Here is a 15,921-nt window from a genome sequence, read left to right as displayed (position 1 = left end):
ATTTATTTTAACCACCAGGTTTTTTGATTTATTTTATCATTGCCGTTTCCGAATTGTCTTGTTATAGCTGCTGATACATTGTCCGCATTGTAGTTATATTCCGATTGCGGATATATCCAGCGATAAGGAATTTCCACGCCTTTTATGCGATGAAATTCAGGATAACCGGTTCGTAAGTTTTCATAGAATGGAGTCCATCCTCCCTGAAAGAAACTTTGAAAATACTTTTGCAACACAATAGCTTGTATTTTTTCGTCATTCGTCGATTTTGTAGAAAAATTATTCGTTGGATTAGTCAGGTAGCTGTTTGCTATATCTTCGCTGACATAGGCGCCTAACCCTTTGGCATACGATTCATAAAACTTAAATGATGATTTTATACCATTGTTGTAGTATGTAGCCGCATCACCGGATATCCAGCCTCTGACACAAGCCTCTGATAAGATAAACTGCAATTCTGCATATCCTAACAAGATCGAAGGCTCATTGGTCGGGTCCTGATAGAAGCGTTCCAACACTTTCGAAACTTTCCCTTTTGTCGCCTTCTCATTCACTGTGCCATATGGTGCTGCCGGATCTCCGCCTTCGTAAGCCGTAAAGTCATCAATGGCTTTTCCCGCTTCCTTAGCTTCTTTCGTTTGAGTACAAAATAAGAATAGGCGAGGATCTTTGTGATCCTGAAGCCGTTTGATAAACGTAGAGTCAATATACATCCCGGAACCGAAAGAACTTGAATTGAATTCCGGATAACGGTTGTCCGCCTGATCCAAATACACTAATTGCCCATTATCCTGATTGCCGCTCATTAGAGGTTCACTTTGAACGATTGAAGCGAATTTGCTTTTGACATTCAGGTCTGTATCGCTTTCCTTATGAGATAAGGATAATAAAACTTTCAGGCGGAACGAGTTTATCAGGCGTTGCCATTTATCTGTATCTCCATTATAAATTATATCTCCTTTAATTGCAGCCTTCTCATTTTCAATAATGGTATTGGCCTCCTCCAGTTCGTCGAGGATACCTGTTATCACATCCTTCTGGTTATCATATACAGGCGCAAATATATTATCTGATTCACCTTTTAGCGCTTCCGAATAAGGTATGTCTCCAAACCGGAGAGCCATGTCGTAGAAATAATAAGCTCTAAAGAATTTACCCAAAGCAATATAGCTGTTCTCGTTTATCTTTTGGGCTTCCTCCATCATCTTACTGATGTCTTTCATCTTCGTATATGAATAATCCCCTCTGTTCCATTTATAGTATTGATAGCTATTCTCGCCATCTGTTTGTACGAGCATTTTATTTGCATAAAGAGGCGATGTTCCCTGAAACTCTCTGAAAGCAGTCCATTGTATCTGGGTAAGCAAAAGCTGAGGATGGGTTTCTGTTGGATTGTTCGGGTCCTTGTTTAGTTCTTCCAGATCATTGCATGAAGTCATACAAACCAGAATGGTAAAAATAAAAAATATAATCTTTTTCATAAAATACGTTCTTATTTACAGGATAAATACTTCGATTAAAATTTCATTGTTGCAGAAAATCCGATATATCTTGACGAAGGATCTTGCAGATTGTCATCATTACCATAATCAGGATCTACGTATGGTATCTTTTTCCACATCAACAGATTGTAACCATACAAGGTGACATCCAGTGATTTTATTTGTCCCAGATCAACTATTTTCTTCAGATCGTAACCAATAGACAGTCTTCTCAATTTGAAATAAGAGCGATCAAATACATTCGCGAATGTTTTATCATCAGAATCCAGTACCTGAGCCTGATAAGGATAAATCTGACTCCATGTCTGCCAACTCACAACCGTAGTATTAGGCGCATAAGTACGCGTATCTGACACAACCGCACCATTTACATCCCGTGTAAGCTCACCTCCCGTAACATTGACTCCCTTAGGTACATATATAGCATGTCCGGCTTCATATTCTGCATCTCTGTATGTGGTTGATTTTGGATGTTTTCCTCCCCACCACATCTTTTCGGTAGTAACGGATCTTATCAGACCGCCCCATGCTCCATCTATATCGATCTCAACTTTGAAATCTTTTATATTAAACTTATTCTGGAAACCTAAACGCCAAGAAGGATCTAGGTGTCCAAGTTTTTTCTGATATGCATCTTTTATCGGTAGCCCGCTATTTGGGTCAATGATTAATTGTCCGTCGGCAGAAGTTTGCCATACAGTAGCATAATATGCATCTGCCCTGTCACCTTTACTTAATGCATTATACTTACTTTGTCCGCCATAAATATCGGTGAGGCGTCTGACATACCGGCTCCAGTTTACGGCTACATCCCAAGAGAAATCTTTTGTGACAATCGGTTTTGCTCCAAGGATTATCTCCACTCCATTTGTATTATACACATTCCCGTTTACCTTTCTTGAGGTAAATCCGGATGCCTCTGATACATTCAGATTGATGATCTGATTTTCATCTTTAATATGATAATAAGTAGCATCCAATGTTATCCTGTTTTTTATAAAAGCTGTTGACAAACCGAACTCATAGGAAGTCGACTTTTCCGGTTTAATATTTGGATTGACCAGACTGGCGGGATAAGTTACAGATGGCGTCGAACCATAAGTCACACCTTTTTGGTATGTCGCATATATACTGTACGGATCGAGGTCGCTGGATACCTGTGCCCATGATCCGTAAAGCTTTAAGTAATCTATTGCTTTAGGCATTTTCACATATTGCGATACAAGGGTACTTAGCGAAACTGAAGGATAAAAATATGAATTTTCCGAAGATGGTAAGGTCGAAGACCAGTCGTTGCGGGCTGTAAAGTTTAAGAATACAGCATCATAAAAGTCGATATTGGCAGAACCGTATATACTATGAACTTCCCTTTTGCGAATAACATTTGTTGCATTTGTCGGCCCTTGCGAATTACCCATGTTGTATAATCCGGGAACAATAAGTCCGTCTGTGGATTGATATTCTTCCCGGTAATTGGTATTTAATATTGAAGCTCCGACATTTGCGGTCAAATTAATTTTACTTGTTACAGGTTGAAAATAAGAAGCTAAGACATCAGCGTCGATATTCCGTTGATTTCGGTTCCATATCTTTAAATCACCAACACGTGAATCTCCATAGTTCATATAAGACTTCGGAGTCTGAAGGTCTTCATATGTTCCTATTTGGTGCATCGCGGCACGTCCCTGTATTCCTAAATTAGGAAGTATCTGCCAGTTGAGTCTCAATTTACCATCCAGTATGTCCTGGTCTCTCTTTTGCTGCAACTCTTCTGTTGCAAAGTATGGATTATTATACCAGGCATAGTTGTAATTGGCTTGTCTATAACCTTCCAGTCCGGGAACCCATTGGTGTTTCTGAAGTTCTTTCCCATTCACATCGTTACCCATCCAGAGCAATATTGTGTACATATGATTTTTGGGTCCATATCCATATCTCGGATAATTAGGAGAATATACCTTATTATAGGCTAATGACGCATCGAGTTGGATATTATTGGTAATATCAAATGACGAGTTAAAATTCAATCCGGTTGTTTGAAGTGAAGTGTTAGGCACCTGTCCTTTTTGATAAGCGTATTTCCCCGATGCATAATAACGGGCTTTAGCCCCTTTGTATGATACGGAGAAGTTATTATTTGTAACGACACCGGTACCTAAAAAATCTTCAAGATTATCGTGTGATACCCAGTCGATCGGGACACGTTCATACAATGATTTATCATCGTAAATTGTACCCGAAACATTCCCGTACCATTCAATGACTTCTCCCGTTTGTTTATTCCGGATCGGACTGTTCCACTGGGCGATCTTCTGTCCTGTATTCAATTTTGGTCCCCAGGTCATATCTCCGTCCGAAATACCACCATCGGCTCCGTCCCAAAATTCGTATTTACCATTAGAACCGCTACCATATGTTTTCTGAGATTCGGGATATACTGTAAAACCGGCAGTTATCATATTGCTTGTGCTGACAGTAATTTCCAGCCCATCTTTTTTTGCAGATTTACTCGTGATAAGTATAGCTCCGTTTTTACCCCGTGAACCGTACAAAGCGGAAGCCGTCGGCCCTTTCAATACGTTTACACTTTCTATATTCTCGCTTCCAAGATCAAAAAAATCTGTTTCAATAGGAATGCCATCCAATACGATCAAGGGATTTTTTCCTCTGAGTGAGAATGACGGTGCCTGAAACAGTCCGGTCGGGTTAGTTACCGTAAGTCCGGCAATTTGCCCCGACAGGGCACTACCCACATTCATAGTCTGAGACTCACCAAGAGACTCATTATCTATCTGCTGAGTCGTGTATCCCAGCTTTTTCTTCTGTTGTTTAATCCCGATAGCCGTCACAACAACTTCATCAAGATTTTGCGACTCTTCGGACATTATAATGTCTATGATAGTCCTGTTATCGACTTTCACTTCCTGAGAAACAAACCCCATGTAAGAGAAAACCAGGATTTCGTCGCCGGCAGCTTTTATTTCATAATTACCGTCAAAATCGGTAATGACACCTCTTGCAGTATTTTTAATACTAATATTAACTCCAATGAGTGTTTCTCCTTTCTTATCTTTTACAGATCCTTTAACCGTTTGGGCATGTACCATCCCCGGGAGTAGTAAGAATACTACCCCAAATAGTGCTAGTAATGTTTTCATTTATTGGTTTTTAAGTCAAATTATTTGATACTTAGTAGATGTTGTTTATTTTCACCTGATTGAATATACTGATTTGGTCTTCTATGTTTTTCTTATTTTGGTCCAGGGCACCCTCAAAAGCCTCTGTGTCAACTTCGTTTACGATAGTAAGGCTGACTTCTAAAATGTGAGTGAAGTCGTTAGTCGCCTTCTCCAAAGCAATATTTCCTTTCTTCACTTCTTTTTTTAAATGCTTTTCTATTTTGCGTGTCACATTATAAATGTTCGGTTTCTTAATTATTGTCCGTCTCATCGGGTCTCCGGGTACAACCTCTTCCTGAGTCACATAATACTCTTCCATCAGGACTTTGAGGCATGCGACTTTAGAACCGAATTCATGATCTTCTGCTTTCTGGATAGTATTGTTATCAAATGTCGATGGCACCGAGGAATCGAACTCCCACACATATGTCTTATTTCTCGCATCATCTTCGTTTGCTGTTTTTACAGTAATTATATCCGTTTTATTTTCAATGCCACGATGATTGCTTGCATAATAGTTCTGAGCCGAAATATTAAGTATTATTCCGAGCATTATAATAAATAGAGATAACCGATTAATTGTTTTCATACATTTTATGCTATTTTAAATTTATTGCACAAATGTAGAGTGTCAATATTTCGCACTAATTAATACGATGTGACATTGCGGTTAATTAACTATTGAGTAAGTTGAAAAATAAAAATACATATGCTTGATAATAAACACACTGAATTATTCGTAAATTTAGGGGTGTTAATATTAATGAAGCGGACGCTTCAAAAAAGGAGAAGTAAAATACTGTTTTGTAATAGATGTGAATTGTGGAAAAAATTGTCAGGGAGAGGGAATGTATAAAGATGCAAGTATGGGCAGTCCCGCATAATTTCTGTGAAAAATGTACTGTCTGGTAGTCTTTAATAATACAGAAGTATTCAAAAATCTCTTTTCAGTTTATTAAATGATATTTGTAAAACTTTCTCTATGTAACGTGAACTTTCCAATATGTGATTTGAATAGATTCCATTCTTTTTGTATGCCAGCATATGATCCCTCAATATCTGCATATGGCTTGATATACCTAATGTGGAGGCTCCTCCGGTACGCATTGTCACACAATCTAACGGTACATATTTTATCTGAATCCTATTCACAAAGATCAATCGCAGGAGATTTTCAAAATCTGAGCCGATTTTGAAGTCACAGTCAAAAGTACCATACCTATTATACACCGATTTTCTACAATAGAATGAAGGGTGAGCTGGCATCCATCCCATCCGCATCTTCCATCTCCGGAAATTTGCAGATGAATAGTAGCGCACGCATTTATCCAGACGATTATGCTTCACATAATGAATATCTCCATACACTGCATCCACATTTGATAACCTGAGTTCTCTGACAAGAATTTCGAGAACCTCGTCAGAGGTGTAGAAATCATCACTATTAAGGATGCCTACCACATCGCCCGTAGCCATTGCTATGCCTTTGTTCATCGCATCATATATGCCATTATCGGATTCACTAATCCACTGCATTCTGCCAGCAAAGCGAGGCTCATATTCTTTGACGATACTCATTGTGTTGTCCTTTGATGCCCCGTCAACAATAATGTATTGAATGTTCCGGTAGGTCTGACACAAGACACTTTCAATAGTATCCCTTATTGTTGCTTCACTATTATAAGTGGCTGTTATGACTGATATTAACATATTTGATTTATATCTATAAGATCAATAGTAAATATAAGATATAGAGGGACCTTTACTATATGGAGTTCTATAATATTCAGCGCTTTCTTATGGAAATCTGATATTTGTCAGCTAATAAATTGCAAATTTTCTCTTTGTCCATTCCACATTCCTTCTTTATTTCATATATATTGGCATCAACTAATGTCCGGTACCACCATCCCTGAATAAAAGTGAAGATAAATCCCTCCTTGCCCTCTCGCCATGCTCCCCTGATAATATAGCGGTACAAAAAGTAAGCGAAGGATCGCAAAAAAAGGGGTTGACTAGCATATTTGAGTTTTTTTTGTCGTTTTTCCAAGGTTTGCTCACTAAGTCCATTTGTTGTGCCTTCACTGGAAAAATCAGACAAATTATATTCCAGATCGAGCATTTCGGCAGCCTCACGTATTGCATAATTTACATGCTTGCGGCAAAACCACGATATATCATTGAGGTTATGATCGCAGAAATCATTCTCGTATTCCTCCGTTCGTCCTTCTGTAATCCTGAGGTGTTCATCCATCAGTCGCTGCTCACATACCGCCTTCCCTTTGCGAAACATTCTGAGCATTTTTACCGGATAAATACCTCTTTTCATCCATCGCCCCATGAAAATATGCCGGCGATAGAACACAATACCGGTAACATCCTGTGTTAAAAGAGGAATTTTATTTTGCAGTTCTTCAATTAGTTCAGGTAAAAGATATTCGTCGGCATCTAACCGTAGAACCCACTCTGTGTCAATATAAAGATGTTCCAATGCCCAGTTAAATTGGGCAGCCTGATTACCCGGCCATTGCTTTTCTACTACTTCAGCTCCAAGCGAACGGGCTATTTCTTGCGTTCTATCTGTGGAAAAACAGTCCACTACATATATCTTTCGGGCTAATTGATTTACACACTCCAAGCACCGTTTGATGTGTAATTGTTCGTCTTTGGTAAGAATAATAACTGTCAGGTCAAGCATCTTGTATAACTCTTCTTTTTATGAACTTAGCAGGATTACCACCGACTACAGTCCATGGTTCTACATCCCTGAATACGGCGGCACAGGCACCCACTACTGCGCCCTGCCTAATCGTAACTCCCATGCCGACAAAAGCGCCGGAAGCAACCCATGCCTGATCTTCTATGACGATAGGAGCTGTAACCAATGGGTGGAGCGGATTATTTATATCATGGCTTGCCGTACAGAGATAAGCTCCTTGCGATATTGTTGAGTTTGCTCCGATTTTAACAAGGGCGACATTGTAGCAATTTACCTCCGAAGCCAGACAAGAATAATGTTCCATTATCAAATTTGCCGGATAGTATATCCTTGCAGATGAATAAATCACGGCGGTCGCATCTATCTTCGCTCCAAAAATCCGGAGCAAAAAACGCTTCCATTTGCTACCAAGGCTACGTGGTAGCCAACTGGCAAAAAGTGCCCAAACAATTGACCAGATAAAACGTATAGCCTGATGGTTCGCCCCAAATGGGTTTACATATTTGGATAAGTCAATTTCATTCATCTTCCACCTGTATAAATAGTATAGAATTTTGGAATATATTTCTTAAAATAATGCCCGATTATGCAGGCCACAATAACGAATATTATCGGGATCAGCAGATAGCAGGCTGTCATCCAATATTCGTTTTTGGAAATCAGTAGTGGTAGCTTCTTGAATACATTGAGAAATGGCTCGTGGATCAGGTAGACAAAGAATGTATAATTACACAGTTCACCCGGAATCAGGTTCTTTATCAATTTTCCACGCGTCAGCCGGTCATAGATAAACCAAATAGCCGGAATACCAAAAAGAGGAATCCACGGAGTTATTATTGGGGAGAACAGATTTAAGGCATGAAACACCGATAGACAAAGATAAACAGATAAGAAAACAACATCCGGTTTTCTTATTGTCCAATGAAATTCTATTGTGGATAAGGCCATGAATCCACCTAATGAAAACCACATCAAAGCTACGGTATAACCATTTCCGGCACCAAACAAAAATAAAAATATCCATATAATAATGTAAGAGGTGAGACCGTACTTAGTTTTTGCCTTTACTGTATAATGCAGCCACAGGTAGATAAAAGGTGAAAATAATATTATTACCATTAAATTACGGACGAACCATAACTGAAATGCAATAGGCGGACTGATATATGTGAGGGTCAGTGTTTCAATTAATCCTTTATTGATAGTATCCAATACTCTGAAGTTCAAAACAGAATCAATTGCCGGAATTTTCAGTGCAATGAAATTCAGCGTGATATAGAAAAGGAGTGTCAGCGTATTGGCTAAAAAGTAAGGTGTAAGCAATGTCCGTACACGCTTACGCATTTTCGGGAAAATTGACCGGATACCGTCAGGTATTTTCACAAAAAACAAATAGCCGGAAATCGCATAGAACAAAGGGACTGCAACAAGGCACAGGCCATCTCCGATAAAGGTTTCGAAGAAACGAAGAATGTCATAGGCTGCCCCTTCGGTATAATACATGTGCACATATATTACCATAAGTATTGCCACCAAAGACAATATACGGAGTTTCTGACTCAGATAGGGTGATATTTTATTATTCATATATAAATTCAGGCTTTTCCCCTCCATCAGATATATAGTCGTAAAGGCGGAGCATTTTTTTGGCCACTCTTTCATCACTGAAATTTTCTTCAACAAGTATTTTGCCATATTGCCCCATTTCAGCTATTTCTATATCGGTTTTAGAGAATGCCAGTTGAATTGTAGAGGAAAGCGTAGTTATATCATTGTTTATCCACCAACCACATTTTCGTTCATTAAGAATCTGCCATGGAGTACCTTTGCTTGTAATAACTGGTGTCCCGGCAGAGAGAGCCTCAGGTATAATCATCCCAAAATTCTCAAAGTCGCTTGGAACACATAGAGCAGTAAGAGACGCTAATTTTTCAAACTTCGTCTCCCCTTGAATAAATCCTGTAAAAATCACATTCTTAAGCCCCTTTTTTCGAACCAGATTGTGTAACTCCCGCTCATAAGACTCCTCTCCTACCCCCATTATTATTAACTCCGCATCGTTGACGTTGTAGCCAAGTAATATCCAGGCCTCTATCAGTTCCTTCACTCTTTTTCGGGGATGCAAACGGCCAAGATAACCAATTCTTCGTTTGTCCCGTACAGTTTCTATTTTGGACAAACGAGTCAGGTGAGGTACCGGATTAGGAATTATGGCTACCGGATTGGTAAATCCCAAATCACGATAATAAAGAAATTCATCCATACATGTTGCCTGAATAACCGTAGCTTCTGCAATATCTTTTCTGAATCCAAGGTTTAACAGCAGTCTCTTTTTCCACGCCGACCGTGCTAAAGCCTGTGGATAGAGCATGCCATGAGGTGTGATAATATACGGTTTTCCTTTCTTTCTGGCGGTACTACACGTGGTGTGGTTGATGTGCATCCAAAGTCCGTTAGTATGGTAAATATCGTATTTGCTCTGGTGCAGGAATCGTGTAAGATTATGCGAAAAGCCATAAGGCGATATATAATCATATGGCAGCACTTTTATCCATGGCTCGTTACCCATTAGCAGGTCCATAGAAGCGGTGACTTGCGGAGTGAGGAGGTCGACATCTCCGGCTTGGTATTGAATGGCTGAGATAAGGTCATAAACACTCGTTGAGATTCCACCCGATTTCGCACTGAACCCCGCAATTGTTTGCAGAACTTTCATTCTTCAAGAAGTTTTAAATAAGTGAGAACCTGCAACCTGTCACGCTCTGCAAAACATACACTATCAGTCGAATGTTTGTATTTTTGATAATTAATTTCCATATCAGCTATAGCATCTATCAATCCATCACTATTTCCCGACTGGAAAATACAACCGGTTCCCAAATTTTTCACCAGATCGACCGAACTGCCAACTTTATCGCTGACAATGACAGGCAATCCCCAATAGATCGCTTCTTCGACGACCAATCCCCACGGCTCGTATTTGGATGGAAGAATAAATACATCGTGAGTTTGATATACCCCACCTAGTTTATGGTTATTGATAAAGCCGGAAAATGTAATATTGCCTTTTGCTTTAGCTTTCAGCTCTTTCTCTAATATACCTTGTCCTACGATGGTTAAAAACTTCCCGTTCCGGTTGAAGACATCTATAAGTAAATCTATATTTTTTACATCTATCAATCGTCCTACGTAAATATATCGTAATGTATTGTGATATAGTTTCGTCTTCTTTCCGGGTTTATGGAATATGCCTACACTTCCGGTAATATGTTGTGTTCCATTGAATCCAACGGACTTGAATAGTTCGGCATGAGGTTGTCCCGATGGTAATGTGGCATTCATACGGTTAATAATTCTATGCTTTGCCCATCCGGCAAGTCCGGCAAATGACACATCGAAAACGGAGGACTCGCAGACCATAACATTCTTTCGTCTCGGCGATATGAAACTATATAAATTATATTCGGGTGCTAACCAACCGGCAAACAATATTTTTTTTGCATCAATCGATTTCATCAACTTCAAGAGACGGAAGAATGACAGAACCATATTACGCCGCCGGGCATTTCCATTGTATATAAATTCGAAGTCGAACTTCCTGTCGCTTTTATCATTAAGTTCTGCGTTCACAGCTTCCGTATCGTAACCATAAAGCACTAACAGCAGAGTGTGACTTCCGGCTATTTCGTTGCAAAGATTAAGTTTGTAAAACGAAGGTGTATTCGTTAGGTACACAAAGTCATATTTACGTTTCATAATTCAGCAAAATTTTAAATTTATTGGGGATTTCAGTGGATTGTCCTAAAACCGACTCGGGAATATCGCCCCGGTATACCGGAGGGAAATGCCTTCGGCTGAAAATAATCGGTTTTTGCCCCAGAAAGGCACCCCATGCCGAGAAGGTAGAATCTGATGCTATTGTAAACTTGCATTTACTGATGGCATACATATCGGCGAAAGCATTTCCGAAGAATACCCGCTTCACATTAGATATCGTTAGAAGGGGCGCCAGTTCGTTGTCTGTTCCGTCCGAAAACACGAGGAATTGCTGGTTTTTATTTTCGATCAGAATATTTTCAATTATTCCTTTATACCAATCTATATCAATGCGGTATTCAGGGGTGTAATCGCCTAAACGGACATGAACTGCTATTGTATTGGACAGTTCAGCTTCCGATACATTAGAGATAGTTTCTTCTCTTACTATTTTTTCAAAATAATCTTTAACCAGCGGATAGTGCCCGTTCAAATCAACGAAATAATCAGCCAGCCCCGAAACAATTCTTATATTGGAAGTTTTGAACAAGCGGCTTTTTATTATCAATACCAACTTTTTAGTTCCGGAAATACCTATATTCTCAAACAAACGGTTATATATCCGTTTGTCTTTTTCGTTGCGAAGCCATGGCCCAATACTTATTTTACACCAGGTGGGCGCAATAAACGTTGTTCCGTATATTTGGGAATTGATATATGCGCGGGCCGCAACAAACATACAATTAGCCAGCCCCGGCCCGGAAAGCCTTATCCAGCCGAAATCTTTATCTGAAAGTCGAGGATAATCGTACAAATTAATGTTCTTCTGTGTCTTCATCTTGAATATTATAATAACAACGATATTCCAAAACAGCGACTGACACGAACAGCAGATTTGTAATGATCTGATTTACACCTATTATATATGACTCATACATGGCAGCCAACAAAACGGATATTATTACAAACAGATGAAACTTCACGTATGGTGATTTTTCTTTGAACAATAACCGCATACGATAAAAGATGTATATGCATGCTCCAAATAAAATAGCCGCATATGGATATCCTATAGCTTTTATCGTATCCAAATAGCCATTATGCGCCCCCATTGTGGTAAGTTTAGCTGCCTCTCCCTGAATACCCGTTCTTAAGCCCCAGCCTATAACCGGGTGCTCGTTAATCATCATCATTGTGGCTTTCCGCACATCCTGACGTGACCCGACAAAGTTTCCGTTTGCAAAAACATCCATGATTCTATCCAGTCCGATTACTTTGTATCCCGTCATAGGGATTATATAAAGAGCGACAAGCAGGCATCCGATAATCAAAACAACTGTTTTTACCGAAAATCTATACTTGAAAAATAAAGCAATCATACACACCATTATTGAAGCACGGCTTCCTCCGGCGAGAACTCCAAACAGGCATATTATTACACCTGCAATGCTTATGTATTTACTTGGCATTTTTATTAATAAAAAAGCTGCAAACCCAATGGCTGCTATGGCACTCGTACTGTTTGGGTTACCAAAGCCCAGAGTAAAACGGCCATGAATAATATAATTATGGAAAAAAAGTCCATAGACTATAAGAATAGCTATTGTAATAGATAAATAAGGTATTATCTTACGATAATAGAACTCATAATGGAGCGTAATACCCCAAAAGATAATGAGTAGAACCGTTATCTTAGCAGCAAGATACATCAGGCTTATTTTTTCAATGTAAAATAGTCCGAAAGTGAATTGGTATAAAAGGTACATAGCGACAAAGACAAAAATAAAAGAAGCAGCTTTAATATTATCTTTTATAAAAAGTCCTTTACAGTTATATATACAATACATAGCACCTAATACAAGAGTACCATAAAAAATTATGCCGGCTATGGGATTGAAAGGGACATATTGACTGGCCAGATTTCCTATCAAAAGTAATAATAAAGCGTATTTACCGATTGCACTCATAGCGTTTGTTTATAATTTTCCAACCATTTACAGAAAGTATCCATGAGTCTGTTTATATCGTGGGGTTTTGTTAATACAAACGGATAGCGCTTTTCCTTATAATCACTAATAAGATTTGCCAATGCTATGTAATCGGTGGGGTAGCTAAGCATAAAATGCTTTTTCGTCTCCTCATCTAATAAGGCTTCCGTTCCCTGATGTCTGCAAGTCATAAATGGCTTTCCACAGGCATAGGCTTCAGTGAAAATGCAGCCGAAGCCTTCAAAATAAGAGGGCAGGCAAAATAAATCTATGGAGTTATAGAAACGGAACAATTGATTATGTGCACATTCCGGTTCGAAATTGATTATTTCCTGTAGATTTTTATCCTTTATATATTGTTCACAATTATTTCTTAGCGGTCCGGTTCCAATAAGTTTCAATCGAATATCCCGTTCACCATTACAATAAAGATACTCAACCGCTTTTATTAGTGTCATCTGATTTTTAAGATCATTAAAGCGGCCGATGCAGCCAATAACAAAATCTTCAGTTGCTCTGTCTGCTGCCATAGGGAAGAACTTACTGCAATCGACCCCGTTATACAATACATAAACATTATTAACCGGAGGATGTGTTAATCCCTGCATTTTAAGAAGTTTATTGATGTATGGAGCGTATTTCTCTTCTTTTCTTATCTTAGGAAACATGCGAAGATTCGTTTCACACGACTCACTGATACATACATGACAATCAACATCTTTAAAATGATGGTAAGCAATTCGTGCTTTTATCCGGATATTCCATTTCTTATCCGATAATTTACCACTATTTATTCCTATCGGATCCAGGTCGTGATGCTGGAGCAGAGTAATGATTTGCCTGTTCCACTGCTTCAAAGATGTTGCATAATATGCAAAACCTGCTGTATGGATATGGGCAACAGCAATATCGGATATATTAATTGAGTGTTTTTCCAGGGTTTGTTTCAGCATCCGAACGTTCCATAAACCTTGTAAGCCGTTCATCACCATAGAAGGCATTTGAAACATTGGCAAACCAATAACATCTATCCCTTCAAATTGGTAATTGAATGTTTTGTTCAGGTTCAGACTACGCAGTACTATTACACGCTCATACTTGTTGGTATTGATAATAGCTTTCACCTGATCATATACATAACCGCCCCAATAGTGACCGGGAAGTGGGAAAAACGGCGTTATTACCAAATAAATCATACTTTCATAACTTCTTTATACAGCATATAAACTTTTTGCGCATTTATCCGGGCCGTATAGTGATTAATAGCCATATCATAGCCCGATAAAGCTACACGGTTACGTTCAGCGCCATTTTGAATGAGTAATTGGAGTTTGTTCGCCAAGTCTGATGTGTTGCCAAGCTCGTACACAAATCCGGTTTGTCCGTTACACACCAATTCTGTACATGCTCCGGCATTAGGCGCTATCACAGCAAGTTTTGCCAGCATATATTCGATAATTACCCGGCCAAATGCTTCATTTTTCGATGTAATAATGCCAATACTGTAATTTTTGAGAATAGCACCGATATTATCCTTTGGGCCTATAAATTTTATAGTGTTATCTAATCCGTATTCTTTGATAATTGATCTCAGTTCGTCGATATATTTTTTATCACCATCTCCAATTATGTCAATTCTGAAATTATTACTTTTTATTAACCGGACAGCACGGATTAGTTCTATCTGATTTTTCTGTTCGCTTATGCCTCCAGCCATACATATTGCTACCTTATCTTCCTTCCGGATAAAACGGGGTAGAATACTACTCTCATCTATACCATTATATATCGTCCTCATATTGGCTCCGGGACATATTGACTGCATATAATAGCCTGCAACCGATTGAGAAATTGCGACCATGACATCAGCGTCTTCATAACATTTAGCAGAGATTTTTCTTCCCAATGGAAAACATAGGTCGTAGTCGCCACGCCCAAATTCCCGTAGATGCCAAATTAATGGCTTTCTCATTATTTTTTTAAAAAACCAACCTAAGAATACTAAACTGGAATTTGAATGGATCAGATCTATTTTGTTTCGCAGTTTGATGGATAATCTGATAGACTGCCCGATGTTGACACCCACTCTCAAAACGGCTTCTAATGCATTGTATACGATGCCTTTGTCCACAGTACGTAATGAGGCATACCGGTGTATTTCATATGCTATTCCTCTTTTTTGAAGTTCTAATTCTACCGGCCCATGAGCAGGTATAAAGACTAAGGGTACGACGTCATATACTCTCAGATGTTCTATTAAATGGATCATCGAATGATTAGCGCCGCCAAGCCCCGGATAATGAGAGATAAAAAGAACGCGCATTATTCTTTGTTATTTATAATTCTGGCAGGAATACCCACCGCAATGCAGTTATCCGGTATATGAGAGAGTACAACCGCATTTGCTCCCACAGTAACATTATCTCCAATATGAATATCTCCTAATACACACGCCCCTGTACATATTTTCACATTATTTCCAATGCGGGGGCGCATGCCACCCGAAAACTTCTTTCCTATTGTAACATTCTGCCATATCTGACAATTTTCTCCTATTGATTCGGCTTCTATCCTTGTAGAGTGTCCATGCTGTATAAACAGCCCTCCGCCAATATTTGACGTATGTATAAATAACAATAATTTATTAGAATAAATGATTGATAGAATATTTCCCATTCTACCTAACCTGTATAGATAGACTGCCCTGTATTCCGGCAAAAAACATATAAAATTCAGATAAGATAAAAATCGCGAATCACGCCGATGCCATTTACATA

The 15,921-nt window shown here is 38.9% G+C and carries 14 protein-coding genes; all 14 read right to left on the bottom strand.

The genetic code is table 11. From position 1 onward, the window contains the following. Window positions 1-2 precede the first annotated feature (2 nt). On the bottom strand, window positions 3-1,481 hold the full coding sequence (locus IR083_RS11885; protein ID WP_194224493.1) for a SusD/RagB family nutrient-binding outer membrane lipoprotein: 1,479 nt from the start codon (window positions 1,479-1,481) through the stop codon (window positions 3-5). A gap of 35 nt (window positions 1,482-1,516) precedes the next feature. After that, entirely contained in the window at window positions 1,517-4,660 is a 3,144-nt protein-coding gene (locus IR083_RS11880; protein ID WP_194224492.1) for a SusC/RagA family TonB-linked outer membrane protein, read from the bottom strand. 31 nt (window positions 4,661-4,691) lie between these two features. Then, window positions 4,692-5,270, bottom strand: coding sequence for a hypothetical protein (locus tag IR083_RS11875; RefSeq protein WP_006798100.1), 579 nt, complete (start codon window positions 5,268-5,270; stop codon window positions 4,692-4,694). A 344-nt stretch (window positions 5,271-5,614) separates the two neighbouring features. Continuing rightward, window positions 5,615-6,391, bottom strand: a complete 777-nt coding sequence (locus tag IR083_RS11870; RefSeq protein ID WP_194224491.1) for a glycosyltransferase family 2 protein — start codon at window positions 6,389-6,391, stop codon at window positions 5,615-5,617. Window positions 6,392-6,467: 76 nt separating this feature from the next. Further along, window positions 6,468-7,379 (bottom strand): glycosyltransferase family 2 protein, encoded by a 912-nt coding sequence (locus IR083_RS11865; RefSeq protein ID WP_194224490.1) that lies wholly within the window; start codon window positions 7,377-7,379, stop codon window positions 6,468-6,470. Then, window positions 7,372-7,926, bottom strand: a complete 555-nt coding sequence (locus IR083_RS11860; RefSeq protein WP_194224489.1) for a putative colanic acid biosynthesis acetyltransferase — start codon at window positions 7,924-7,926, stop codon at window positions 7,372-7,374. The genes IR083_RS11865 and IR083_RS11860 overlap by 8 nt, the downstream gene beginning before the upstream one ends. Further along, on the bottom strand, window positions 7,923-8,987 hold the full coding sequence (locus IR083_RS11855; RefSeq protein ID WP_194224488.1) for an acyltransferase family protein: 1,065 nt from the start codon (window positions 8,985-8,987) through the stop codon (window positions 7,923-7,925). The genes IR083_RS11860 and IR083_RS11855 overlap by 4 nt, the downstream gene beginning before the upstream one ends. Continuing rightward, window positions 8,980-10,116 carry a glycosyltransferase gene (locus IR083_RS11850; RefSeq protein WP_194224487.1) on the bottom strand — a complete coding sequence of 379 codons (1,137 nt, stop codon included), beginning with the start codon at window positions 10,114-10,116 and terminating at the stop codon, window positions 8,980-8,982. The genes IR083_RS11855 and IR083_RS11850 overlap by 8 nt, the downstream gene beginning before the upstream one ends. Next, the gene (locus IR083_RS11845) at window positions 10,113-11,156 is read right to left on the bottom strand and encodes a glycosyltransferase (RefSeq protein ID WP_194224486.1); all 1,044 of its coding nucleotides are present in this window, start codon (window positions 11,154-11,156) and stop codon (window positions 10,113-10,115) included. The genes IR083_RS11850 and IR083_RS11845 overlap by 4 nt, the downstream gene beginning before the upstream one ends. Then, complete coding sequence (locus IR083_RS11840; protein WP_194224485.1) at window positions 11,146-11,994, bottom strand: alpha-1,2-fucosyltransferase; 849 nt, start codon at window positions 11,992-11,994, stop codon at window positions 11,146-11,148. The genes IR083_RS11845 and IR083_RS11840 overlap by 11 nt, the downstream gene beginning before the upstream one ends. Continuing rightward, window positions 11,972-13,123 (bottom strand): O-antigen ligase family protein, encoded by a 1,152-nt coding sequence (locus tag IR083_RS11835; RefSeq protein WP_194224484.1) that lies wholly within the window; start codon window positions 13,121-13,123, stop codon window positions 11,972-11,974. Before IR083_RS11835 ends, IR083_RS11840 begins: the two co-directional genes overlap by 23 nt. Further along, window positions 13,120-14,340 (bottom strand): glycosyltransferase family 4 protein, encoded by a 1,221-nt coding sequence (locus tag IR083_RS11830; RefSeq protein ID WP_194224483.1) that lies wholly within the window; start codon window positions 14,338-14,340, stop codon window positions 13,120-13,122. Before IR083_RS11830 ends, IR083_RS11835 begins: the two co-directional genes overlap by 4 nt. Further along, window positions 14,337-15,467 (bottom strand): glycosyltransferase family 4 protein, encoded by a 1,131-nt coding sequence (locus IR083_RS11825; RefSeq protein WP_194224482.1) that lies wholly within the window; start codon window positions 15,465-15,467, stop codon window positions 14,337-14,339. Before IR083_RS11825 ends, IR083_RS11830 begins: the two co-directional genes overlap by 4 nt. Next, window positions 15,467-15,820 carry a serine O-acetyltransferase gene (locus IR083_RS11820; protein WP_194224481.1) on the bottom strand — a complete coding sequence of 118 codons (354 nt, stop codon included), beginning with the start codon at window positions 15,818-15,820 and terminating at the stop codon, window positions 15,467-15,469. The genes IR083_RS11825 and IR083_RS11820 overlap by 1 nt, the downstream gene beginning before the upstream one ends. Window positions 15,821-15,921 lie beyond the last annotated feature (101 nt).

This window comes from Dysgonomonas sp. GY75, assembly GCF_015234155.1.
GTDB classification, from domain to species: domain Bacteria; phylum Bacteroidota; class Bacteroidia; order Bacteroidales; family Dysgonomonadaceae; genus Dysgonomonas; species Dysgonomonas gadei.
This window is presented reverse-complemented; position numbering and strand designations above follow the sequence as displayed.